The sequence below is a fragment of the Streptomyces sp. NPDC029526 genome, from assembly GCF_040637405.1.
Classification (GTDB): Bacteria; Actinomycetota; Actinomycetes; order Streptomycetales; family Streptomycetaceae; genus Streptomyces.
In genome coordinates, this window is record NZ_JBEZWE010000011.1 from 193108 (window position 1) to 216196 (window position 23089).

Genomic DNA, 23089 nt, shown 5'->3' on the forward strand with positions numbered 1-23089 from the left:
CCCGTGCCGCCCGGGCCGTCGGTGCGCTCGGTGCCGTCGGTGCCGTGGGCGTCCGCGCCCTGGGGGGCGGTCACCGCGTGCGCGTCCGCCGTCGTACCCGTCGTCCCCTGTTCGTGGGGGCTCCCCGTCTCCATGCAGCCAGCGTACGTAGGGGAGACTGGGACCATGACGCCCACCACGGAGACCATGGTCGGTATCGGCGGCGCCGCGGAGAGCACCGACATGGTGCTGAACATCGGGCCCCAGCACCCGTCGACGCACGGTGTGCTGCGTCTGAGGCTGGTGCTGGACGGCGAACTCATCTCCCGCGCCGAGCCGGTGATCGGCTACATGCACCGGGGTGCGGAGAAGCTGTTCGAGGCGCGGGACTACCGCCAGATCATCGTGCTCGCCAACCGCCACGACTGGCTGTCGGCGTTCTCCAACGAGCTGGGCGTGGTGCTGGCCGTGGAGCGCATGCTGGGCATGGAGGTCCCCGAGCGCGCGGTGTGGCTGCGCACGCTGCTGGCCGAGCTGAACCGGGTGCTCAACCACCTGATGTTCCTCGGCTCCTATCCGCTGGAGCTCGGCGGCATCACGCCGATCTTCTACGCGTTCCGGGAGCGGGAGGAGCTCCAGCACGTCATGGAGGAGGTCTCCGGCGGGCGGATGCACTACATGTTCAACCGGGTGGGCGGCCTCAAGGAGGACCTCCCGGCCGGCTGGACCACGCGCGCGAGGGCCGCCGTCGCCGACGTGCGCTCCCGCATGGGCCGCTTCGACGACCTGGTCCTCGGCAACGAGATCTTCCGGGGCCGTACCCGCGACGTGGGCGTGCTGTCGCCCGAGGCCGTGCACGCCTACGGGGTGAGCGGGCCGATCGCCCGAGCCTCCGGCGTCGACTTCGACCTGCGCCGCGACGAGCCCTACCTCGCCTACGGCGAACTGGGCGACGTCCTGAAGGTGGTGACGCGCGAGGAGGGCGACTGCCTGGCCCGCTTCGAGTGCCTCCTGGAGCAGACCTACAACGCCCTGGACCTCGCCGACGCCTGCCTCGACCGGCTGGCGGAGCTCCCGCCGGGGCCGGTCAACCAGCGGCTCCCCAAGGTCCTGAAGGCGCCCGAGGGACACACCTACGCCTGGACCGAGAACCCGCTCGGCATCAATGGCTACTACCTGGTCAGCAAGGGGGAGAAGACGCCGTACCGGCTGAAGCTGCGCTCGGCGTCGTACAACAACATCCAGGCGCTCACCGAGCTGCTGCCGGGCACCCTCGTCTCGGACATGGTGGCGATCCTGGGGTCGATGTTCTTCGTGGTGGGCGACATCGACAAGTAGCCGCCCGCGTCGCCCGCCCGCCCCCGGGAGCGAGCGAGCCGGAGGCTCCGGGCGCGGCCAGTGACTCACCGCGCGAGCGAGCCGGAGGCGTCCGCGCGCGGCCGGTGACTCAGGCCGCGAGGACGTCCGGCACGTCCACCGGGTGCACCAGCCAGCCGAAGGCGCCGAGCCCGTCCGGTGCGAGGAGTTCCGCGGCCTGACCCGCGCCCGCGAGAGCGCGTACGTAGCCCGCGGGGTCGGTGGAGGCCAGGGAGAGCGGCGGGCGTCCGGCCGACACCCCCAGGGCGCGCAGGGCCTCCCGCTGGGTGAGCAGGCGCCCGCCCGGGCCGGGGACGGCCGCCGCGCACGCGTCCAGGGCGACGTGCGCGGTGAGGTCGCAGGAGCCGTCCGGCACCGGGGCCGTCTCCCGCCCCTCCCGGAACCCGGTGAGCGTGCCGAACGGCGGCCGGCTGCCGAGGGTGTGGCCGTAGTCCACGGCCACGGCGAGCCCGCGCGCGACCGTGCGCACCGCCGACGCCCAGGCCCGGTCCCGGGGCAGCCCGATCTCGGCGCGCAACCCCTCCTCCGCCCGCACCGACGCCGGGCCCGGCGAGCCGGCCCTGCCGGGGGGCGGCGCGGACGCCTCTCCCGTCCCGGCGGGCGACGCGGAGGTTCCGTCCGTCCCGCCGGTGCCCTCCGTCCCGGCGGGACCCGCGCCGGCGCCCAGCGGCCACCACCGGGCGAGCCACCGCGCCTGGGGCCCGGTGACCGGCGGCCCGAGCCGCTCCGTGCCGTCCTCGGCGACCAGGACCAGCCGCGGGACGCCGTCACCGTCCACCTCGGCGACGTCCAGCGGCACGTTGTCCAGCCACTCGTTGGCGAACAGCAGCCCCGTGATCCCGGGCGGCGGCCCGTCACGCCAGACGATCCGCTCGTCCAGCCCGGCGGGACGGTCGGCGATCTCGACCGCGTGCGCGCGGGTGCGGTCCGCGACCTCGGCGGGCAGCGCCGCGAGCACCCCGGTGACCAGCTCACCGCGCCCGGCGCCCAGGTCGACGAAGTCGAGCACCCCGGGCCGGCCCAGAGCCTCGTCGACCCGGCACAGCAGCCGGGCCACCGCCCGCGCGAACAGCGGGGAGGCGTGCACCGAGGTGCGGAAGTGTCCCGCGGGTCCCTCGGGGCGCCGGTAGAAGCCGTCCGGCCCGTACAGCGCCTCCTGCGCCGCCGCCCGCCAGCCCCGCCGGTTCCGCCCGCTCGTGCCCGGATCCGCCTGTGCCGCGGCCTCCACGTGCGCTCCCTCGTCCGTCGTCCCGTCCGTCACCGGGCCGGTCCACACGGGGACGCCGGCCCGGCCTCCACCTTGCGGAGTATGCCCGCCGCCCGGGGATCGGCCCTCCGGTTGACCCATGCACGCATTCTGCTTCCCTACGCTGGGTCACGTGCAGCGTCTCTATGACTTCCTCCGCAGACACCCGGCCTGGGTCGACGGTTTCTGGGCCGTGGTCCTGTTCGGGGTCTCCGTCGTGGGCGGAGCCGTCGAACCGGCGCGGAGGCCGGTTCACGAGGGCCTGCTGGTCCTGGTCATGGCGCTGCTGAGCCTGGTCGTCGCGCTGCGGCGCCGGATGCCGGAGCAGATGCTGGTCCTCGCGGCCGTGGTGGGCGCGTTCCAGCTGGTCACGGACGTTCCGACGATGCCCGCGAACTTCGCCATGCTGGTGATCGTCTACACGGTCGCCGCCGTCGGGGCCCGCTGGGCGTCCCGTTTCGCGCTCACCGCCGGCCTGTGCGCGGCGCCGCTGGCGCAGCTGCGCTGGCCCAACCCGGAGACGAGCACGGCGGGCAACATCGCGCTGGTGATATTCCAGACCGTGCCCTTCGCCCTCGCCTGGGTGCTGGGCGACTCCATCCGCACCCGGCGCGCGTACTTCGCGCAGCTGGAGGAGCGCGCCGCCCGGCTGGAGAAGGAGCGGGAGGCGCAGGCGAAGGTCGCGGTCGCCGCCGAACGCGCCCGCATCGCCCGCGAACTGCACGACGTCGTCGCGCACAACGTGTCGGTGATGGTGGTCCAGGCCGACGGCGCCGCCTACGTCCTGGAAACGGCGCCGGACCAGGCCAAGAAGGCGCTGGAGACGATCTCGTCCACCGGTCGGCAGGCGCTCGCCGAGATGCGCCGCCTGCTCGGCGTGCTGCGCACCGGCGAGCACCAGGAGGCCGGCGAGTACGTGCCGCAGCCGGACGTGCGGCAGATAGAGGACCTGGTGGAGGAGTGCCGCACCTCCGGACTGCCCGTGGACTTCCGGGTCGAGGGCACCCCGCGCCCGCTGCCCAGCGGGGTCGAGCTGACCGCGTACCGCATCGTGCAGGAGGCGCTGACCAACACCCGCAAGCACGGGGGGCCCAACACCGGGGCCAGCGTGCGCCTGGTCTACTTCGACGACGGGCTCGGCCTGCTCGTGGAGGACGACGGCAAGGGCGCCCCGCACGAGCTGTACGAGGAGGGCGGTCTGGACGGGCAGGGCCACGGACTGATCGGGATGCGCGAGCGGGTCGGGATGGTCGGCGGCACCCTGGACGCGGGGCCCCGGCCCGGCGGAGGATTCCGGATCAGCGCCCTGCTGCCCCTCAAACCCGCGCACTGAGCCCGCGCCCGCCGCGACCCGCTCACTGCTCCCCGGCACCGGCCGTCGGCGCACCACCGCCGGCACCGGCACGGGGAGCCGCGCACGGAGCGCCGGCACCGGCAGCCGGCCTCCGCGGACCCGGCCGCACCCCCGCGGCCGCCCCGCAACGACCCGCCGGCGACCGAGTCGCGCACCGGCGGGGACCAGGCCCAGCGACGGACGACGGAAGTAGGGACCGATGACGATCCGCGTGATGCTCGTCGACGACCAGGTGCTGCTGCGCACCGGGTTCCGGATGGTGCTCGCCGCCCAGCCGGACATGGAGGTCGTGGCGGAGGCGGGCGACGGCGTGGAGGCGCTGGAGGCGCTGCGGTCCACCGCCGTGGACGTGGTGCTCATGGACGTCCGCATGCCGAAGCTGGACGGGGTGGAGACGACCCGGCGGATCTGCATGGACGCCGACCCGCCCAAGGTGCTCATCCTGACCACCTTCGACCTGGACGAGTACGCCTTCTCCGGTCTGAAGGCCGGCGCCTCGGGCTTCATGCTCAAGGACGTGCCGCCGGGCGAACTGCTCAACGCCATCCGGTCCGTCCACAGCGGCGACGCGGTGGTCGCCCCGTCCACCACCCGGCGGCTTCTGGACCGGTTCGCGCCGATGCTGCCGAGCGCGGGCAACCAGCCCCGGCACGCGGCGCTGGAGCGGCTCACCGAGCGGGAGCGCGAGGTCATGGTGCTGGTCGCCCAGGGCCTGTCCAACGGGGAGATCGCGGCCCGGCTGGTGCTGTCCGAGGCGACGGTGAAGACCCACGTGGGCCGCATCCTCACCAAGCTGGGGCTGCGGGACCGGGTCCAGGTCGTCGTCCTCGCCTACGAGACCGGCCTGGTGCGGGCCGGGGGCCACGGCTGAGCCGTCCGGCGCCGGGGGCACGGCTGAGCCGTCCCGAGCCGGGGGCACGGCGGGACCGTCGCGGACGACGCCGATCCGGCCCGGTGGCGGGCGGGCCGCCGATAGGGTGCCGCGCATGCTCCTGTGGATCAACGGCCCCTTCGGCGGCGGCAAGACACAGACCGCGTACGAGCTACGGAGCCGCCTGCCCGGCAGCGTGGTCTGCGACCCGGAGCACGTCGGGTTCGGCCTGAACCGGATGCTCCCGCCCGGTCTGCGCGGCGACTTCCAGGACCTGGCCGCCTGGCGCCGGGGCGTCGTGGAGGTGCTCGACCTCGCCCTCACCCGGCACGACGGGGTGGTGATCGCCCCCATGACGGTCACCGACTCCGGGTACTTCGCCGAGACCGTCGGACGGCTCGGCGAACTCGGCCATGACGTACGCCACTTCACGCTGCTGGCGGAGCGTTCGACCGTGCTGCGCAGGCTGCGGGAGCGCGGCCCGTTCCACCTGCTGCCCGGTGCGGGCCGCCGGACGGGGATGCCGCGCCGGGAGAGCTGGGCGGTGCAGCGGCTCGACCACTGTCTCGAACGGCTCGCCCGACCGGAGTTCGCCGAGCACCTGTGGACCGACCGCACCACCGTCCCGAGGACGGCCGACCGCATCGCCGTCCTCGCCGGACTGACCCTCACCCCGCACCGCGGCGGTCCCCTGCGGACCCGGCTGCGTCAGGCGGGCGTGGGGCTCCGGCACATTCGCTTCGACTGACGGGACCGCCCGCTGCGTCGCGCCCGGGACCCGTTGTGGAGGAGTTCGTCCCGGAGCGGGCAGGCCCGGGGCGCAGGCGGGGCCGGAGCCGGTCCCGGAGCGTGCCCCGGCGGCCCGGCGGGGGCTCAGCGCAGCACGGCCTCCAGGAAGTCGCTGCCGAGGCGGGCCACCACCGTCACGTCCAGCTGGTGCAGCACGTACCGTCCGCGCCGGCGGGTGGTGACCAGGCCCGCCTTCTTCAGCACGCCCAGGTGCCGGGAGACCTCCGGCGCCGTCAGACCGTGCATCTGCGCCAGCTCACTGGTCGTGTACGTGCTGCGCGCGAGGTGGCGGCACAGGCGCATGCGCGCCGGGTGGGACAGCGCGGTCATCCGCAGGACCAGCTGGTCGACCGTCGGCGGGGCGCCGAGCTCGGCCGAGCCGACCGGGTACTGGAGCACCGGCTGCCAGCCGTGGCGGTGCAGGACGATCAGGTGCGGCCGGCCCAGGCCGGTGGGGATCAGCAGCAGACCGCCCTCGGCGGTGGCGGTGCGGCCGTCCCCCAGCTTGTCCACGGTGATCCGCTCGGCCGCCTCGTCCAGCGTGATCGCCGGGGAGACGGCGGCCAGCGCCTCGGCGAGGCCCTTGTGGCGCAGCAGGTCGGTCTTGTGCCGGGTGTCGGCGGCGAGCTGGTGGCGCAGCCGGGTCCACGCCTCGGCGAAGAACGCCTCGTCGCAGTCCTCCAGGAACCGCCGCAGCCAGGCCCGGATGCGGGGCGGGTCGGCCAGCAGCCGCTCGGCGAACCTCACCTGCTGCGGCCCGCGTGCGGCGGCCAGCTCCAGCGCGCGGCGGCGCAGCTCCGGGTCGGCGAGCGGGCCCGGCCCCGGCGTGCCGTAGGGCAGGGCGCAGGTGAACTCCAGGGCGGCGTCGACGAACAGCTCGTCGGAGAACGTGTCCAGCAGGTCCAGCTCCTCGGCGAGCGTGGCCCCGGGCAGCCCGGCCTCGCCCGGGAAGGCCGCACACGGCAGGAACAGGTCGGAGAATGTCGTCCGCCACAGGAAGTCCGCCTCGCACATCCGGTCCGCCAGGTGCGGGTCGAGGCGGGCGGTCACCGCCGTCACCCAGCCCTGCAGCCCGGGGTGGTGGGCCGGTTCGGCGAGCGCGTGCAGCGCCATGCCGAGTTCGGCCAGGGGGGAGACCACGGCGGTGATCCTCTCCGGCCGCAGCCCGGCGATGTCGATGCGCACACTCATGCCCACATGGTGCACCGGCCCACCGACAGCGCCGCCGCCGATTGACGAGGCCCGTCAAACGGCGGCACCACGGCGGCACCCGCCCCGTCCACGGGGCAGAGGGGGCGCGGGTACGGGGGACGGGCGTTCTGCGGACAGGGAGGGCCTTGCCGGGCGGACCGGAGTCCGGGGCGGGCCGGGCACCCGACGTCCCGCGCGAGTCGGTGGCTCCGGTGCCCGGCGCGGGTCGGTGGCTCCGGTGTCCGGCGTGGGTCGGTGGCCCCGCGGCCCGCGCCGGTCGGTGGGCATGCGTCCGGTACGGGACGGTGGCTCCGGGGTCCGATCCCGGTCGGCCGCGGGTCCTGGTCCGTTCCGGGCGTTGGTCCGCGGTGGGGCCCGGTCCATTGCGGGCGTTGGTCCGCGGTGGGCCCCGGCCCGTTCCGGGAGCCGGTCCACGGTGGTCGCCCGGCCCGTCCCGGGCCACGGTCGGCCCCGGCGCCGCACGGTGCGCGCGAGGTCACCACCCGGCCGCCGCCGCGACCCGGCCGGCGAACCCGGCCGCCGCCGCCCGGACGTCCTGTGCCGTCCACGCCAGACCCGCCTCCTCCACGGTCACCTCGGTGACCGCCAGCTCCGGGCCCGGCGCCTGCCAGGACTGGGCGAACAGCAGGGTCCCGGTCTCCTCGCCCTGCCGCACCGCGGCCTCGGCGGCGAGATCGGCGTCGCAGGGCAGCCAGACGTGGAACTGGTGGGTGTGCGGCACCTGCGGGTGGACCCGGGCCCACGGCACCCCGGCCGCCGCCAGGCCCTCGCGCAGCGCGGCGGCGACGGTCCGCGCGTGGATGACGCAGTCCGGCAGCCGGGGCAGCTCCCGCTCCAGCCCGGCCAGGGCCGACAGCACCGTGGGGAACTGCTGGAAGACGGTGCCGCCGTACCGGTGCCGCCAGACGCGCGCCTCCTCCACCAGCTGCCGGGGGCCGGCGAGCGCCGCACCGCCGTAGCCCTTGAGGGACTTGTAGAACGACACGTAGACGCTGTCCGCCAGGCCCGCGATCTCGTCCAGGGGCCGCCCGAAGTGGACGGTCGACTCCCACAGCCGGGCGCCGTCGAAGTGGACCACCGCGTCCCGCTCCCGCGCGGCCTCGACGAGTCCGGTGAGCTCGTCCCAGGTGGGCAGCAGGAAACCGGCCTCCCGCAGCGGGAGTTCCAGCATCAGCGTGCCGAACGGCTCCTCCAGGTCCCGCACCTCGGCCGCGGTCGGCTGCCGGGGCGCGCTCGTGACGCGGACCGGGCGGAGGCCGCTGACCTGGCTGAAGGCGTTCCGCTCGTGCAGTTCGGGGTGGCTGAGGCCGTGCAGGGCGACGGCCGGGTCGCCGACGCGCCCCGCCCAGCAGCGCAGGGCCACCTGCTGGGCCATCGTGCCGGTCGGGAAGAAGACGGCGGCCTCGTGGCCGAGCAGTGCGGCCACCCGGTCCTCCAGGGTCTCCACCACCCCGCTGCCGTAGGTGTCCGCCGGTTCGTCGAGGTCGTGGAACCGGTCCGCCCCGTCCAGCAGGGCGAGCCGCTCGCGGAGGGTCAGGACGTGACCCGGGCGGGCGAGCACGCGCGGTGCCCTGCGGTGGGCCGCGACGCGCCGTTCACGGAGGTCCGGACGCCCGTCGGACGGATCCGAGGCACCGGCCGACGGGCCGGACGCCTCGGGCGGCGCGCCGGTGCGGGGGCTGCTGTCGGGATCGTTGGTGCGGGAAGGGTTCGTGCGGGAATCGTTCGTGCCGGGATCGCCGGCGTCGGGATCGCTCGAGCCGCGACCGTTCACGCGGCATTCGTTCGTGCCGGGATCACTTGCGCCGCGACCGTTCGTGCCGCGACCGTTCTTGCCGGGACCGTTCATGGCGGGATCATCCCGCGCGGCGGATCGCGCGGACACCGGCACGTCCGCACGCGCGGGGGCACGCGGGCGCACGGAAACCCACAGCCTGTGGACGACCGGACGCCGCCGGAACCGATCGCGTTAACATGACGAGAAATCGTCCGGTACCCCGAGCGGACTGGAACGGGAAGGCCCCCGTCGCGTGAACACAACCCCACAGCCGGATCCCCGGGACCGCCCCGCGCGGCTCACCGTAGGCGTCGTCGGCGCCGGACGCGTGGGCCCCGCGCTCGCCGCGTCCCTGCAACTGGCCGGACACCGTCCGGTGGCCGTCTCCGCCGTCTCCGACGCCTCCCGCAGGCGCGCCGGCGAGATGCTCCCCGACGTGCCGGTCGTCCCGCCCGCCGAGGTCCTGGCACGCGCCGAGCTGGTGCTGCTGACCGTCCCCGACGACGCCCTGCCGGAGCTGGTGGCCGGCCTCGCCGAGACCGGTGCCGTGCGCCCCGGGCAGCTGCTGGTGCACACCTCCGGGCGGTACGGGGCCAGGGTGCTGGATCCCGCCCTGCGGGCCGGTGCCCTGCCGCTGGCCCTGCACCCGGCGATGACGTTCACCGGCACGCCCGTCGACGTGCAGCGCCTCGCCGGGTGCTCCTTCGGCGTCACGGCGCCCGAGGAGCTGCGGCTGGCCGCCGAGGCCCTCGTGATCGAGATGGGCGGCGAGCCGGAGTGGATCGCCGAGGAGAACCGCCCGCTCTACCACGCGGCCCTCGCCCTGGGCGCCAACCACCTGGTCACACTGGTCGCCCAGTCCCTGGAACTGCTGGGCGCCGCCGGTGTCGGGGCGCCCGACCGGATGCTGGGCCCGCTGCTCGGCGCCGCCCTGGACAACGCCCTGCGGTCCGGCGACGCGGCCCTCACCGGCCCGGTGGCGCGCGGCGACGCGGGCACCGTGGCCACCCACATCGCCGAGCTGCGCCGGCACGCCCCCGCGACCGTCGCCGGCTACCTGGCCATGGCCCGCGCGACCGCCGACCGCGCCCTGGCCGGCGGCCTGCTCAAGCCGGAACTGGCCGAGGACCTCCTCGGCGTCCTCGCCGACGGGACCGGCCCGGCCGGCGGCGGACAGGGGCCGTCGGGGCCGGCAGGACCGGTAGGGCCGGCAGGACCGTCGGGGTCGCCGGACCCGTCCGGCCCGTCCGGCCCCTCAGAGTCGGATCCCTCCGCCCCGGATTCCTCCGCCCCGGACCCCTCCGACTCGGACCCGTCCGGTCCCGATCCCTCCGACTCGGACCCGTCCGGCCCCGAGGGGGACGCCCGATGACGTCCACGGGCCCCACCACCCGCCGCACGGCAGCGGCGAGCGTCCCGGGGCCCGCCCCCGGCGGCACCGGCACCCCCACCCGCCGCACCCCAGCCCCCCGCATCCCCGCCTCCCGCACCTCCGAGCGCGCGCCCCGGAACGGAGCCCTCCGATGACCACCGCCCTGCTGCGCACCGCCGGGGAACTGCAGGCCCGCGCGCGGACCGGCCGCCGTGCCGTCGTGATGACCATGGGCGCCCTCCACGAGGGCCACGCCACCCTGATCCGAGCGGCGCGCAGGATCGCGGGACCCGACGGAGAGGTCGTCGTCACCGTCTTCGTCAACCCGCTCCAGTTCGGGCAGGGCGAGGACCTCGACCGCTACCCCCGCACCCTGGACGCGGACCTGAAGCTGGCCGGGCAGTCGGGCGCCGACGTCGTGTTCGCCCCCTCGGTGGAGGAGGTCTACCCGGGCGGCGAACCGCAGGTCCGCGTCAGCGCCGGGCCCATGGGCGCCCGCCTGGAGGGCGCCGCCCGCCCCGGCCACTTCGACGGCGTGCTCACCGTCGTCGCCAAGCTGCTCCACCTCACCCGCCCCGACATCGCCCTCTACGGTCAGAAGGACGCCCAGCAACTCGCGCTGATCCGCCGCATGGTGCGGGACCTGAACTTCGGGATCGAGATCGTCGGCGTGCCCACCGTCCGCGAGGAGGACGGGCTCGCCCTGTCCAGCCGCAACCGCTACCTCTCGCCCACGGAGCGCCGCACCGCGCTCGCCCTGTCCGCCGCACTCTTCGCGGGCCGTGACCGGCACGCCGCCGAAGAAGCGCTGCGCGCGCGGGCCCGCGAGGTGCCGTCCAGCCGCGCCCGTGCCGAGGCGCTCAGCGCGCTGGGGGAGTCCCGGGCGGCGGCCGACGCGCACGCCGTCGCCACCGCCGTCGGCGGCCCGGCCGCCATCAGGGCCGCGGCCCGGCAGGTCCTCGACGAGGCCGCCCGCCTCGACCCGCCCCTCACTCTGGACTACCTGGCCCTCGTCGACCCCGACGACTTCACCGACATCGGCGACGACTTCACCGGCGAGGCCGTGCTGGCGGTGGCGGCCCGGGTCGGATCGACGCGGCTGATCGACAACATCCCCCTGACCTTCGGAACGTTCGGAGCCGCCTCGTGACCAGCACAGGCATACGCCCGCCCGTCGCCCACCACCCTCGATCGGGAGCGCAGCTCCCCGCCACGGGCTCCCCCCGCGAGCGCCCGAGGCTGCACGCCCCCGCGCCCGGGTGGTCCATCGCGGCGGACGTGGTGGTCGTCGGCTCCGGCGTCGCCGGGCTCACCGCCGCCCTGCGCTGCGAGGCGGCCGGCCTGACCACGGTCGTCGTCACCAAGGCCCGCCTCGACGACGGCTCCACCCGCTGGGCGCAGGGCGGCATCGCGGCGGCCCTGGGCGACGGCGACACCCCCGAGCAGCACCTCGACGACACGCTGGTCGCCGGGGCGGGCCTGTGCGACGAGGAGGCCGTGCGCATCCTCGTCACCGAGGGCCCCGACGCGGTGCGCCGGCTGATCGCGACCGGCGCCCACTTCGACGAGTCCGCCGAGGGCGGCCTGGCCCTCACCCGCGAGGGCGGCCACCACCGCCGCCGCATCGCGCACGCGGGCGGCGACGCCACCGGCGCGGAGATCTCCCGCGCCCTGGTCGACGCGGTCCGCGCCCGCGGCCTGCGCACCGTCGAGAACGCCCTGGTCCTGGACCTCCTCACGGACGCCGAGGGCCGTGCCGCCGGCGTCACCCTGCACGTCATGGGCGAGGGCCGGCACGACGGGGTGGGCGCCGTCCACGCCCCGGCGGTGGTCCTCGCCACCGGCGGCATGGGCCAGGTGTTCAGCGCCACCACCAACCCCGCCGTCTCCACCGGCGACGGCGTGGCCCTGGCGCTCCGGGCGGGCGCCGAGGTCTCCGACCTGGAGTTCGTGCAGTTCCACCCCACGGTCCTCTTCCTCGGGCCGGACGCGGAGGGCCAGCAGCCGCTCGTCTCCGAGGCGGTGCGGGGCGAGGGCGCCCACCTGGTGGACGCCGACGGGGTGCGCTTCATGCAGGGGCAGCACGAGCTGGCCGAACTCGCCCCGCGGGACGTCGTCGCCAAGGGCATCATGCGCCGCATGCGGGAGCGGGACGCCGAGCACATGTACCTCGACGCCCGGCACTTCGGCGCCGCCATGTGGGAGCGCCGTTTCCCCACCATCCTCGCGGCCTGCCGGGCCCACGGGATCGACCCGGTCACCGAGCCGGTGCCGGTCGCCCCGGCCGCCCACTACGCCTCCGGCGGCGTCCGCACCGACTCCCGCGGCCGCACCACCGTGCCCGGGCTGTACGCGTGCGGCGAGGTCGCCTGCACCGGTGTGCACGGCGCCAACCGGCTGGCCTCCAACTCCCTCCTGGAGGGCCTGGTCTACGCCGAGCGCATCGCCGCCGACATCGCCGCGCACGGCGGCGCGGAGGGTCTGCACACCCGCGTCCCCCGGCCGCTGCCGCAGTCCGACCGCCCCGGGCACCCCCTGCTGGCCCCCGAGGCCCGCTTCGCCATCCAGCGGATCATGACCCGGGGGGCGGGCGTGCTGCGCTCGGAGGCCTCCCTCGCGCAGGCCGCCGCGGGCCTGGACGCGCTGCACACCGAGGCGCGCGACGCGCTGGAGGAGAACGGCAAGACCGCCGAACCGGGCGTCGACACCTGGGAGGCCACCAACCTCCTGTGCGTGGCCCGCGTCCTGGTCGCCGCCGCCCGCCGCCGCGAGGAGACCCGCGGCTGCCACTGGCGCGAGGACCGCCCCGAGCGGGACGACACCCGGTGGCGCCGCCACCTCGTCGTCACGCTGAACCCCGACCGCACACTGGCCGTGCACCCCACGGACGGCACAGACTTCCCCGAGACCCTCCCTCCCCAGGCACCCCAGGAGCAGTGACAGCAGTGACCACGCCCGACCTTCCCCTCGTTCCGTCCGGCGGCTGCGGCGACGGCTGCGGCTGCGGTGGTGACGAGGAGTACCTGGAGTGCGGCCTCGACCCCGCGCTCGCCCAGCTCCTGGCCGACGCGGGCCTCGACCCCGTGGAGGTCGAGGACATCGCCAACGTCGCCCTCCAGGAGGACCTCGCGCACGGCGTGGACGTGACGACGGTCGCGACCATCCCCGAGGACGCCGTCGCCACCGCCGACTTCACCGCCCGGGAGGCCGGCGTCGTCGCGGGCCTGCGGATCGCCGAAGCGGTCCTGTCGATCGTGTGCACCGACGAGTTCGAGGTCGAGCGGCACACCGAGGACGGCGACCGCGTCGAACCCGGCCAGAAGCTGCTGTCCGTCACCACCCGCACCCGCGACCTGCTCACCGCGGAGCGCAGCGCGCTGAACCTGCTGTGCCGCCTGTCCGGCATCGCCACGGCCACCCGCCGGTGGGCGGACGCCCTCGACGGCACCCGCGCCAAGGTCCGTGACACCCGCAAGACCACCCCCGGCCTGCGCGCCCTGGAGAAGTTCGCGGTGCGCTGCGGCGGGGGCGTCAACCACCGCATGTCCCTCTCGGACGCGGCGCTGGTCAAGGACAACCACGTGATCGCGGCGGGCGGGGTCGCCCAGGCGTTCACCGCCGTCCGCGAGCGCTTCCCGGACGTGCCCATCGAGGTCGAGGTCGACACCCTGCACCAGCTCCGCGAGGTGCTGGACGCGGGCGCCGACCTGATCCTGCTGGACAACTTCACGCCGGGCGAGTGCGAGGAGGCGGTCGCCCTCGTCGACGGCCGCGCGGCCCTGGAGGCGTCCGGCCGGCTGACCCTGGAGAACGCCAAGGCGTACGCCGCGACCGGCGTCGACTACCTGGCGGTCGGAGCCCTGACCCACTCCTCGCCGATCCTGGACATCGGCCTGGACCTGCGCGAGGCGGAGTAGCTCCCATGCTGCTGACCATCGACGTGGGCAACACCCACACCGTCCTGGGCCTCTTCGACGGCGAGGAGATCGTCGAGCACTGGCGGATCTCCACGGACGCGCGCCGCACCGCCGACGAACTCGCGGTCCTCCTCCAGGGCCTTATGGGCGCGCACCCGCTGCTCGGCGAGGAGCTGGGAGACGGCATCGACGGCATCGCCATCTGCGCGACCGTCCCCTCCGTCCTGCACGAGCTGCGCGAGGTCACCCGCCGCTACTACGGCGACGTCCCCGCCATCCTCGTCGAACCCGGCGTCAAGACCGGCGTCCCGATCCTCACCGACCACCCCAAGGAGGTCGGCGCGGACCGCATCATCAACGCGGTCGCCGCCGTCGACCTCTACGGCGGCCCGGCCATCGTCGTCGACTTCGGCACCGCGACGACCTTCGACGCGGTCAGCGCGCGCGGCGAGTACATCGGCGGCGTCATCGCGCCCGGCATCGAGATCTCCGTGGAGGCGCTCGGCGTGCGGGGCGCCCAGCTCCGCAAGATCGAGGTGGCCCGCCCGCGCAGCGTGATCGGCAAGAACACGGTGGAGGCGATGCAGGCGGGCATCGTCTACGGTTTCGCCGGCCAGGTCGACGGCGTCGCCAGCCGCATGGCCCGCGAACTCGCCGACGACCCCGAGGACGTCACCGTCATCGCCACCGGCGGGCTCGCGCCGATGGTGCTGGGCGAGTCCTCGGTCATCGACGAGCACGAGCCCTGGCTGACCCTGATCGGCCTGCGCCTGGTCTACGAACGGAACATGTCCCGGCGCTGACCACCCCCTCCGCGGCCTCTCCGCCCGCCGCCCGCCGCCCTCGGCCGGCGGCCGTCCGCCGTCCGCCCGCCGCCCTCCGCCGCGCCGGGCGGAAGCGGCCGGACCGCGACGCCGGGCGGGCCTGTACCGCGGGGTTCGTCCTGCGTCGGGACCCGGAGCGGGGGACCCTGCCCCGCCGGGAGCCGGGCGGGCGGGGTGCCGCTTCCCGGCGCCGGCCCGCCGGCCCGCCGGTACCAGGAGGCGCGTGGCCGGCGACCGGTGGCGTCAAGCGTCCGGGCGGACCCGGGCGGCTCCTACGGGGCTCCGCGCGGCACCGGCGCCCTTGCCGGGCCTGCGTGACCTGTCCCGGCGCCCCTGTCGGGCCTGCGTGACTTGTCCCGGCTCCGCCCCGCACGCCGTGCCTGCCCTCCGGGCCCTGCCTGACCTGTCCCGGCTCCGCCCCGCACGCTGTGGATGCCCTCCGGGCCCGCACCCCGCTCCGGCCGCGCCGGGGGCGGTGTCCGGCCCCGGCCGCCTCGTCGGTCTGCCCCCGCCGTGCGGGCCGGCCGCCGCCCCGCCCGCCCCTCCCGTACGCGGTCCCCGCCGCTGCCCGGGGCCGGCCGGCTCCAGCGCCACGCGAGTGGGTCCCGGACGCCACACCCACCCGCTATGCGTTGTTTGTCTGATTAGCGCGTATCGTCGCCGCATGCCCACGCCCTACGGATCCCGCGGCGGTCTGGCGTTCGGTGCGGAGGAGCTGCGTGTGCTCCGCCGTGCCCTCGCCCTCGCCCTGCACCCAGCGTCCGCCTCGGCCGACGACGTCCAGGACTGCCTCCGCCTTGCCGAGGCGGTCGACGAGGCGACCAGGGAGGGCGCCCGGCTGCGCGCCTTCCTCGTGGCCGACCTCGGCCGCTACCGCGCCGCCCTGCCCGGCACGGCCGCCGGGTACCTCACCCTCCTGGAGGAGGCGCTGGGCGCCGGATACCGTCCCGTCCCGGACGACCTCGCCGCCCTGCGCGCGCTGCGCGGCAGCCCCGTCGCCGCCGCCCTGCTGGAGCACTGCCGGATGCTCGCGGAACAGGACGTCCGCGCCCGGCTCGCAGGCCGGCCCGTCCAGGCGGGCGCCACCGGGCGCCCGACGGTGCCCGCCTCCCGCACCCGCCTGCACGCCCTGCCGGGCGGCCAGGCGGCCGAGGAGCCGCCCGGCAGGGGCCGGCCCGAGAAGACCCCGGGGCGGACCCCCGCTCCCCGGCCGAAACCCGCCCCGGCACCCGGCCCCGCCACCCCGAAGCCGTCCCGTCCCATCCCCACCCCCGGCGAGGTCTTCCCCCGCCGCAAGCCCGTCCCGCCCCCGGCGGGGCGGCGGCTCGCGGCCGGCTGACCCGGGTGACCCGCCGTGGACACCCGGGCCCGGTGATCCACCGTCCGCTGGCTACTCTGGAGTCATGGACTACGTTGCCGCGCTGCTGCCCCCGGCCGTCATGGCCGCCCTCTTCATCGGCGTGATCCGGGTGATCGTGAAGACCCAGGGCGGCGCCAACAAGACCAAGGAGGACGCCGCCGTGGACGCGGCGCTCGCCCGGGCCGAGGGTGCCCGGCAGTCCTCCCGCCCGACCGAGGGCTGATCCGGGGACACCGTCCGGGCCGCAGGGCCCGGACCGCCTGCCGGGCCCATCGGCGGCGGCGGACGTCGCACGATTCCGACCTCACGGCCGGCGTGAAGGGCGTACGGCTCCGCCTGGAGCCGTGCGCCCTTCATGCTGCCGTTCCGCCGCCCTTTTTGCTCCCGTTTCCCGGTGAAGGAGCACGTCGGCACGCCATTGTCCGGATCTCCCACTATTGTTCTGGCTGTGCCTCGCCCCTTGGGAGAACTCGAAGACGCGGTCATGACGCGGGTGTGGAAGTGGAACCGCCCGGTGACCGTCCGAGAAGTCCTGGAAGACCTCCAGAAGGAGCGGTCCATCGCGTACACCACCGTGATGACCGTGCTCGACAATCTCCACCAGAAGGGCTGGGTGCGCCGCGAGGCGGAAGGCCGGGCCTATCGATATGAGGCCGTCTCCAACCGAGCCGCCTACGCCGCCGCGCTGATGAACGAGGCCTGGTCGCAGAGCGACAACCCGGCGGCGGCTCTCGTCGCCTTCTTCGGGATGATGAGCGAGGAACAGCGCCAGGCCCTCACCGACGCGGTCCGTATCCTCAGGATCCCGGATACCGCGGAACAGTCCGGAAGTGCCGAGCCCGCCCCCGCGGAACCCCGGGAAGGGGCCCCCGCGGAACGCGAAGGGGCGGAAGCCGAACCCCCCGAACCCCCCGGGCCTCCGGCCGCCGGGACGGCCGGGAACGAGAACCCCGACTCCGCCGGGGACGGTCCCGGGCGATAACGTCCGTCCATGTCAGCAGACAGCCCGGATGGTCCAGAAGTGACCGCGACCGTTAAAGCCATCACCGTCCGCCGAGCCCGCACCGGCGATGTGCCGGCCGTGCGCGGTCTCCTCGACGCCTACGTCCGCGGGGGCATCCTGCTCGACAAAGCGACGGTGACCCTTTACGAGGACATCCAGGAGTTCTGGGTGGCCGAACGGGACGACAACGCCGAAGTCGTCGGCTGCGGGGCGTTGCACGTGATGTGGGAGGACCTCGCCGAAGTCCGCACGCTCGCGGTCAAGCCCGGGCTGAAGGGCGCCGGTGTCGGACACCACGTGCTGGAGAAGTTGCTGCAGACCGCCCGCTGGCTCGGTGTTCGCCGGGTTTTCTGTCTGACCTTCGAAGTCGAGTTCTTCGGCAAGCACGGCTTCGTCGAGATCGGCGAGACTCCTGTCGACGCCGATGTGTACGCCGAGCTGCTGCGTTCCTATGACGAGGGCGTCGCGGAGTTCCTGGGTCTCGAACGAGTGAAACCGAACACCCTGGGCAACAGCCGGATGCTTCTGCATCTGTGATCGCCACCGATTCCCGATCCACTGTTCCCCCGCCCCGTTCCCGCACCCCGTTCCGCCGCCCTTCCGATCGGCGGACGGGCCCTCTTCGGCCGGTGCCCTATGTCCGAAACGCGCATGTTTCCGGGCCGTGGGAGGGCGATCGGTCCGCGCCAGGGGTTTGTGTTTTTTCGCCAAAAGCGGTTTGCTTTCCGATGTACTGCAGTACTGCATATAACAAGGGGCGGCGATACGGCGGACGCCGACTCACCGGACCCTCACGTTATCGATGAAAGGAATTACGGTGGCACAGAAGGTTCAGGTCCTTCTTGTCGACGACCTCGACGGCGTCGAAGCGGACGAGACGGTGACGTTCGCACTGGACGGCAAGACGTACGAGATCGATCTCACCACCGCCAATGCGGACAAGCTCCGCGGCCTTCTCGAGCCCTACGTGAAGGGCGGCCGGCGTACCGGTGGCCGTGCTTCCGGCGGGCGCGGAAAGTCCCGCGCGTCCTCCGGTGGGAGCCAGGACACGGCGGCGATCCGCGCGTGGGCGAAGGAGAACGGCTACGAGGTCAACGACCGCGGCCGTGTTCCCGCCTCCATCCGCGAGGCGTACGAAAAGGCCAACGGCTGACGTCGGGTCCGGCGGGGTCCGCACCCCTCCCCGGCTTCTTACGGGCTCCGGAGAGGCTGTCGGGGGGCTTCAGGGGGTCCGCGAGGCCGCGGCGGGCCCGGTGCGTGCGCGCCGCAGCCGGACGCGGTGGCACTGGGTGGCCACCGTGTTCACCAGTCGCGCCAGGTCGACGGAGCGGCGACGGCCCCCCATCGCCGACAGTGTCGGCAGCGAGGACTCGACCTCGACTCCCGGCTCGGGGGGCCGCAGCCACACGGCGGCCCCCGGCGACGTCACGGGGCCCGGACAGGCCCGCGGGGCACCGGTCGGGCGGTGGCCCGGGGGCGGCGGCGCGTCCATCAGGCCGTCGGTACCGATCGCGGCCAGGCCGAGCGGCAGGCCGCCCCACTCCAGCCAGTCCAGCAGCCCCGGCAGCTCCTGCGCACTGCCCGCGGCGACCAGCAGCCGCAGTCGGCCGCCCTGGGCGGCCACCGGGAACGCCGGGGCGTCGCCCGCACGGCCGAAGTGCGCCAGGGCCGCGTGCCCCGCCTCGGCCGGCACGTCCAGGACGTCGAAGCGCACGCCCACGACCAGGCGTGGCCGGGGGCCGGGCGCGGTGGGCCAGCCCAGCTCGTTCTCGTACCAGTGCCGGATCCTCTCGCCGGACCCGAGCGGCCGGCGGGGCCCCGGCAGTCCCACCCCGGTGGAGACGGTGACGACCATGTACCGGGCAACGGCACGAGCGGCCCCGGGGTTACGCTCGGTGCGCGGGGAAGTGCGACGGGTGGCGGATTCGGTGGCGTACGGGGGTGGGGCGCGGCGCAACGTTGTTCGCCCGTAGCGGAGGGATCCCGTGTACGCGGCATGGACGGTCCGTCGCAGCGGGTAAGACATCCCTAGTGGGAGAGGGCGACACGCAGAACGGGACGCCTTCCGTTCGCCACGGGCGTACTGGCGATGGGGGTAACTGCCTGGCCTGCGGGAACATCGTCTCGCACCATCGGGTTGGAGCAGATGTCGGAACGTTCGGGGTCAGGAGGCCATCGACGGTGACGGCAGTTGGAATGAGCGGTCCCCGCTTGCGGGACTAAGCTGCGGAAGGACAGGGAGGGGAAGTTCCCCCCACTGCCTGACCGCTCTGAGGAGCGATTAACGATGTTCGAGAGGTTCACCGACCGCGCGCGGCGGGTTGTCGTCCTGGCTCAGGAAGAAGCCCGGATGCTCAACCACAACTACATCGGCACCGAGCACATCCTCCTGGGCCTGATCCACGAGGGTGAGGGTGTCGCCGCCAAGGCCCTTGAGAGCCTCGGGATTTCGCTCGAGGCGGTCCGCCAGCAGGTGGAGGAGATCATCGGCCAGGGCCAGCAGGCCCCGTCCGGGCACATCCCCTTCACCCCCCGTGCCAAGAAGGTCCTGGAGCTGTCGCTCCGCGAGGCCCTTCAGCTGGGCCACAACTACATCGGCACGGAGCACATCCTGCTCGGCCTGATCCGTGAGGGCGAGGGCGTCGCCGCCCAGGTCCTGGTCAAGCTGGGCGCAGACCTCAACCGGGTGCGGCAGCAGGTGATCCAGCTGCTCTCCGGTTACCAGGGCAAGGAGACCGCCACCGCCGGCGGTCCTGCGGAGGGCACGCCTTCCACGTCCCTGGTCCTCGACCAGTTCGGCCGGAACCTCACCCAGGCCGCTCGTGAGTCCAAGCTCGACCCGGTCATCGGGCGCGAGAAGGAGATCGAGCGGGTCATGCAGGTGCTGTCCCGCCGTACCAAGAACAACCCGGTGCTGATCGGTGAGCCCGGCGTCGGCAAGACGGCCGTCGTCGAGGGCCTCGCGCAGGCCATCGTCAAGGGCGAGGTGCCCGAGACCCTCAAGGACAAGCACCTCTACACCCTGGACCTCGGCGCGCTGGTGGCCGGCTCCCGCTACCGCGGTGACTTCGAGGAGCGCCTGAAGAAGGTGCTCAAGGAGATCCGCACCCGGGGCGACATCATCCTGTTCATCGACGAGCTGCACACGCTGGTCGGTGCCGGAGCGGCCGAGGGCGCCATCGACGCGGCCTCCATCCTCAAGCCGATGCTGGCCCGCGGTGAGCTGCAGACCATCGGTGCGACCACGCTGGACGAGTACCGCAAGCACCTGGAGAAGGACGCGGCCCTGGAGCGCCGCTTCCAGCCCATCCAGGTCGCGGAGCCGTCGCTGCCGCACACGATCGAGATCCTCAAGGGCCTGCGCGACCGGTACGAGGCGCACCACCGCGTCTCCATCACCGACGAGGCGCTGGTCCAGGCCGCCACCCTGGCCGACCGGTACATCTCGGACCGCTTCCTGCCGGACAAGGCGATCGACCTGATCGACGAGGCCGGTTCCCGGATGCGCATCCGTCGGATGACCGCGCCGCCGGACCTGCGCGAGTTCGACGAGAAGATCGCCGGTGTCCGCCGCGACAAGGAGTCCGCGATCGACTCGCAGGACTTCGAGAAGGCCGCCTCCCTGCGGGACAAGGAGAAGCAGCTCCTGGCCGCCAAGGCCAAGCGGGAGAAGGAGTGGAAGGCCGGCGACATGGACGTCGTGGCCGAGGTCGACGGCGACCTGATCGCCGAGGTCCTCGCCACCGCGACGGGCATCCCGGTCTTCAAGCTGACCGAGGAGGAGTCGTCCCGCCTGCTGCGCATGGAGGACGAGCTCCACAAGCGGGTCATCGGCCAGGTCGACGCCGTCAAGGCGCTGTCCAAGGCGATCCGCCGTACGCGCGCCGGTCTGAAGGACCCGAAGCGCCCCGGTGGCTCGTTCATCTTCGCCGGCCCGTCCGGTGTCGGTAAGACGGAGCTGTCCAAGGCGCTCGCGGAGTTCCTCTTCGGTGACGAGGACGCGCTGATCTCCCTCGACATGTCGGAGTTCAGCGAGAAGCACACGGTCTCCCGCCTCTTCGGTTCGCCCCCCGGCTACGTGGGCTACGAGGAGGGCGGCCAGCTGACGGAGAAGGTGCGGCGCAAGCCGTTCTCGGTGGTCCTCTTCGACGAGGTCGAGAAGGCCCACCCGGACATCTTCAACTCGCTGCTGCAGATCCTGGAGGACGGTCGCCTGACCGACTCCCAGGGCCGGGTCGTGGACTTCAAGAACACGGTCATCATCATGACGACCAACCTCGGCACCCGGGACATCTCCAAGGGCTTCAACCTGGGCTTCGCCGCCCAGGGCGACACGAAGACCAACTACGAGCGCATGAAGAACAAGGTCTCGGACGAGCTCAAGCAGCACTTCCGGCCCGAGTTCCTCAACCGTGTCGACGACGTGGTGGTCTTCCCGCAGCTGACGCAGGACGACATCCTCAAGATCGTCGACCTGATGATCAGCAAGGTGGACGAGCGCCTGAAGGACCGGGACATGGGCATCGAGCTCTCCCCGTCCGCGAAGGAACTGCTGTCCAAGAAGGGCTACGACCCCGTGCTGGGCGCCCGGCCGCTGCGCCGGACCATCCAGCGCGAGATCGAGGACTCGCTGTCGGAGAAGATCCTCTTCGGCGAGCTGCGTCCCGGTCACATCGTGGTTGTGGACACCGAGGGCGAGGGCGAGTCGCAGACCTTCACCTTCCGCGGTGAGGAGAAGTCGGCGCTGCCCGACGTCCCGCCGATCGAGCAGGCGGCCGGCGGCACCGGCCCGAACCTGAGCAAGGAAGCGTAGCGCTCGCGCTCGGCAGCGACGCGACACAGGGGTCGGCCCCGGGACTTCCCGTCCCGGGGCCGACCCCTGTGTGTCGTCCGGTGGTGCTCCGCCCGGATCAGGACAGCTGACCGCCGTAGTCCGGCAGCTTGAACGTCTTCTCCGCGTGGCCGCCGGAGAGGTCGGTGGCGCTGTTGCCGATGTTGGCGATGATCGTGTAGCCCTTCGCCTCGATGGCGACGCGCTGGGCGGTCTTGTAGTCGGCGACGTTCTTGAACAGGTCGAGGAACCCGCGGACGTGCAGTCCGGAGGACTCGTAGCCGGCGTGGTCGAGGTTGAACGCGGTCGGCGCCCAGATGATGCCGGGGCGAGCCGTCACGAAGAACAGGTCGACGCCGCGCTCCTCCGCGTACTGGGCGACCTCCAGGACGGGCCGGTTGGCGGGCTGCGGGAAGCTGAAGCCGAAGTCGGTCTCCAGCGCGGTGTTGTCGATGTCGAGGACGAGGGCCTGCTTCTCGCCCGGCCGGGTGTTGTCGATCCGCTGCTTCAGATAGGGCAGGGCCTGGTCCATGACCTCCTGGCAGTCCCGCTGCCAGGTGTCGTAGTCGACGTCCGCCGCTGCGGTCGCCGTGGCCGCTGTGGCGGCCGTCGGGGCGGCGGGTGCGGCGGGGGCGGTGGCCTGGGCCGGGGAGGCCAGGGCCACCAGGGCGGCCGCGGAGACGGCGGTGACCGATGCGCGGCGCAGCCAGGGGCGTCGGCTTCTCATGTGGTGGGGGGTCCTCTCACGTCCGTGACGCTGCCAACATGTCGTGTGCATGCTCGTGTGCGAGGGTGACGCGAGGTGAACCGTAGGGTTACCGCACGGTAAGTGCCTAGAGGCGTGCGCCACATTTGTGAAATGGCGCGGGAGCGCCCCCGGTGACATGCCGCACAAGGGGTGAAGCCGGTACGACACGGAATAGTAGCCGACAGAGGAATTCAAATCGGACAATTGGTGCACTGTCGGGGTGGATCAGCCTGAAACGCGGCTTTCGCGCCGCTCTGACCCCTCCGTCAAGAGATGTGGGTTACACGCAGGATCTACGGCCTTTCGTCGTAGGTCACACCTTTGCAGCTTTTGACCGGGGGCGGTTACCAAGGAACGGCCACCACGGCGCGGTCCTTGCTCCGGGTGGTTCTCCTCTGTCCCCACCCCGTGAGGTTTTCGATGTCCCAG

At 73.7% G+C, this 23089-nt stretch carries 19 protein-coding genes and 1 pseudogene; 15 read left to right on the forward strand and 5 right to left on the reverse strand.

What is annotated here, in order from left to right; genetic code table 11:
- Positions 1–165: 165 nt before the first annotated feature.
- Positions 166–1317 carry an NADH-quinone oxidoreductase subunit D gene (locus tag AB0F01_RS22650; protein ID WP_362098601.1) on the forward strand — a complete coding sequence of 384 codons (1152 nt, stop codon included), beginning with the start codon at positions 166–168 and terminating at the stop codon, positions 1315–1317.
- A gap of 109 nt (positions 1318–1426) precedes the next feature.
- Here AB0F01_RS22650 and AB0F01_RS22655 read toward each other — a convergent pair whose 3' ends face one another.
- On the reverse strand, positions 1427–2584 hold the full coding sequence (locus AB0F01_RS22655) for an SAM-dependent methyltransferase (protein ID WP_362098604.1): 1158 nt from the start codon (positions 2582–2584) through the stop codon (positions 1427–1429).
- Between the two features lie 151 nt (positions 2585–2735).
- On the opposite strand from AB0F01_RS22655, the gene AB0F01_RS22660 reads away from it, so the two are divergent.
- The 3 genes from AB0F01_RS22660 to AB0F01_RS22670 all read left to right on the forward strand — a co-directional run bounded on the left by AB0F01_RS22660 (position 2736) and on the right by AB0F01_RS22670 (position 5575).
- Positions 2736–3935, forward strand: a complete 1200-nt coding sequence (locus AB0F01_RS22660) for a sensor histidine kinase (protein ID WP_362098607.1) — start codon at positions 2736–2738, stop codon at positions 3933–3935.
- Between the two features lie 220 nt (positions 3936–4155).
- Positions 4156–4827 carry a response regulator transcription factor gene (locus AB0F01_RS22665; protein ID WP_362098610.1) on the forward strand — a complete coding sequence of 224 codons (672 nt, stop codon included), beginning with the start codon at positions 4156–4158 and terminating at the stop codon, positions 4825–4827.
- 115 nt (positions 4828–4942) lie between these two features.
- Entirely contained in the window at positions 4943–5575 is a 633-nt protein-coding gene (locus AB0F01_RS22670) for an ATP-binding protein (protein WP_362098613.1), read from the forward strand.
- 125 nt (positions 5576–5700) lie between these two features.
- On the opposite strand, the gene AB0F01_RS22675 is transcribed toward AB0F01_RS22670, so the two are convergent.
- Both AB0F01_RS22675 and AB0F01_RS22680 read right to left on the reverse strand, forming a co-directional pair.
- Entirely contained in the window at positions 5701–6807 is a 1107-nt protein-coding gene (locus AB0F01_RS22675) for a DUF5937 family protein (protein ID WP_362098616.1), read from the reverse strand.
- A gap of 496 nt (positions 6808–7303) precedes the next feature.
- A pseudogene (locus AB0F01_RS22680) lies at positions 7304–8431 on the reverse strand (beta-eliminating lyase-related protein); the annotation flags it as partial.
- Positions 8432–8858: 427 nt separating this feature from the next.
- Between AB0F01_RS22680 and AB0F01_RS22685 the strand changes: the two are divergent.
- The 10 genes from AB0F01_RS22685 to AB0F01_RS22730 all read left to right on the forward strand — a co-directional run bounded on the left by AB0F01_RS22685 (position 8859) and on the right by AB0F01_RS22730 (position 18234).
- The gene (locus tag AB0F01_RS22685) at positions 8859–9977 is read left to right on the forward strand and encodes a DUF2520 domain-containing protein (RefSeq protein ID WP_362098619.1); all 1119 of its coding nucleotides are present in this window, start codon (positions 8859–8861) and stop codon (positions 9975–9977) included.
- Positions 9978–10128: 151 nt separating this feature from the next.
- Positions 10129–11127, forward strand: coding sequence for a pantoate--beta-alanine ligase (gene panC / locus AB0F01_RS22690; RefSeq protein WP_362098622.1), 999 nt, complete (start codon positions 10129–10131; stop codon positions 11125–11127).
- Between the two features lie 89 nt (positions 11128–11216).
- The gene (locus tag AB0F01_RS22695) at positions 11217–12917 is read left to right on the forward strand and encodes an L-aspartate oxidase (RefSeq protein ID WP_362098673.1); all 1701 of its coding nucleotides are present in this window, start codon (positions 11217–11219) and stop codon (positions 12915–12917) included.
- A 5-nt stretch (positions 12918–12922) separates the two neighbouring features.
- Positions 12923–13894: a carboxylating nicotinate-nucleotide diphosphorylase gene (gene nadC, locus AB0F01_RS22700; protein ID WP_362098624.1), complete on the forward strand. Its 972-nt coding sequence runs from the start codon at positions 12923–12925 to the stop codon at positions 13892–13894.
- A 5-nt stretch (positions 13895–13899) separates the two neighbouring features.
- Positions 13900–14697 carry a type III pantothenate kinase gene (locus AB0F01_RS22705; RefSeq protein ID WP_362098627.1) on the forward strand — a complete coding sequence of 266 codons (798 nt, stop codon included), beginning with the start codon at positions 13900–13902 and terminating at the stop codon, positions 14695–14697.
- Positions 14698–15412: 715 nt separating this feature from the next.
- A complete protein-coding gene (locus AB0F01_RS22710; RefSeq protein ID WP_362098675.1) occupies positions 15413–16057 on the forward strand; it encodes a hypothetical protein in 645 nt (214 codons plus the stop codon).
- A gap of 64 nt (positions 16058–16121) precedes the next feature.
- A complete protein-coding gene (locus AB0F01_RS22715; protein ID WP_362098630.1) occupies positions 16122–16301 on the forward strand; it encodes a hypothetical protein in 180 nt (59 codons plus the stop codon).
- A gap of 225 nt (positions 16302–16526) precedes the next feature.
- The gene (locus AB0F01_RS22720) at positions 16527–17060 is read left to right on the forward strand and encodes a BlaI/MecI/CopY family transcriptional regulator (protein WP_362098633.1); all 534 of its coding nucleotides are present in this window, start codon (positions 16527–16529) and stop codon (positions 17058–17060) included.
- Between the two features lie 9 nt (positions 17061–17069).
- Complete coding sequence (locus AB0F01_RS22725; RefSeq protein ID WP_362098636.1) at positions 17070–17618, forward strand: amino-acid N-acetyltransferase; 549 nt, start codon at positions 17070–17072, stop codon at positions 17616–17618.
- A gap of 280 nt (positions 17619–17898) precedes the next feature.
- Entirely contained in the window at positions 17899–18234 is a 336-nt protein-coding gene (locus AB0F01_RS22730) for an Lsr2 family protein (RefSeq protein ID WP_362098639.1), read from the forward strand.
- Positions 18235–18303: 69 nt separating this feature from the next.
- On the opposite strand, the gene AB0F01_RS22735 is transcribed toward AB0F01_RS22730, so the two are convergent.
- A complete protein-coding gene (locus AB0F01_RS22735; RefSeq protein WP_362098641.1) occupies positions 18304–18936 on the reverse strand; it encodes an SCO3374 family protein in 633 nt (210 codons plus the stop codon).
- A gap of 432 nt (positions 18937–19368) precedes the next feature.
- Between AB0F01_RS22735 and AB0F01_RS22740 the strand changes: the two genes are divergently transcribed.
- A complete protein-coding gene (locus AB0F01_RS22740; RefSeq protein WP_164332939.1) occupies positions 19369–21894 on the forward strand; it encodes an ATP-dependent Clp protease ATP-binding subunit in 2526 nt (841 codons plus the stop codon).
- 97 nt (positions 21895–21991) lie between these two features.
- Here the strand turns inward: AB0F01_RS22740 and AB0F01_RS22745 are convergent, their stop codons facing one another.
- Positions 21992–22639, reverse strand: a complete 648-nt coding sequence (locus tag AB0F01_RS22745; RefSeq protein WP_362098644.1) for an HAD family acid phosphatase — start codon at positions 22637–22639, stop codon at positions 21992–21994.
- Positions 22640–23089: the final 450 nt, after the last annotated feature.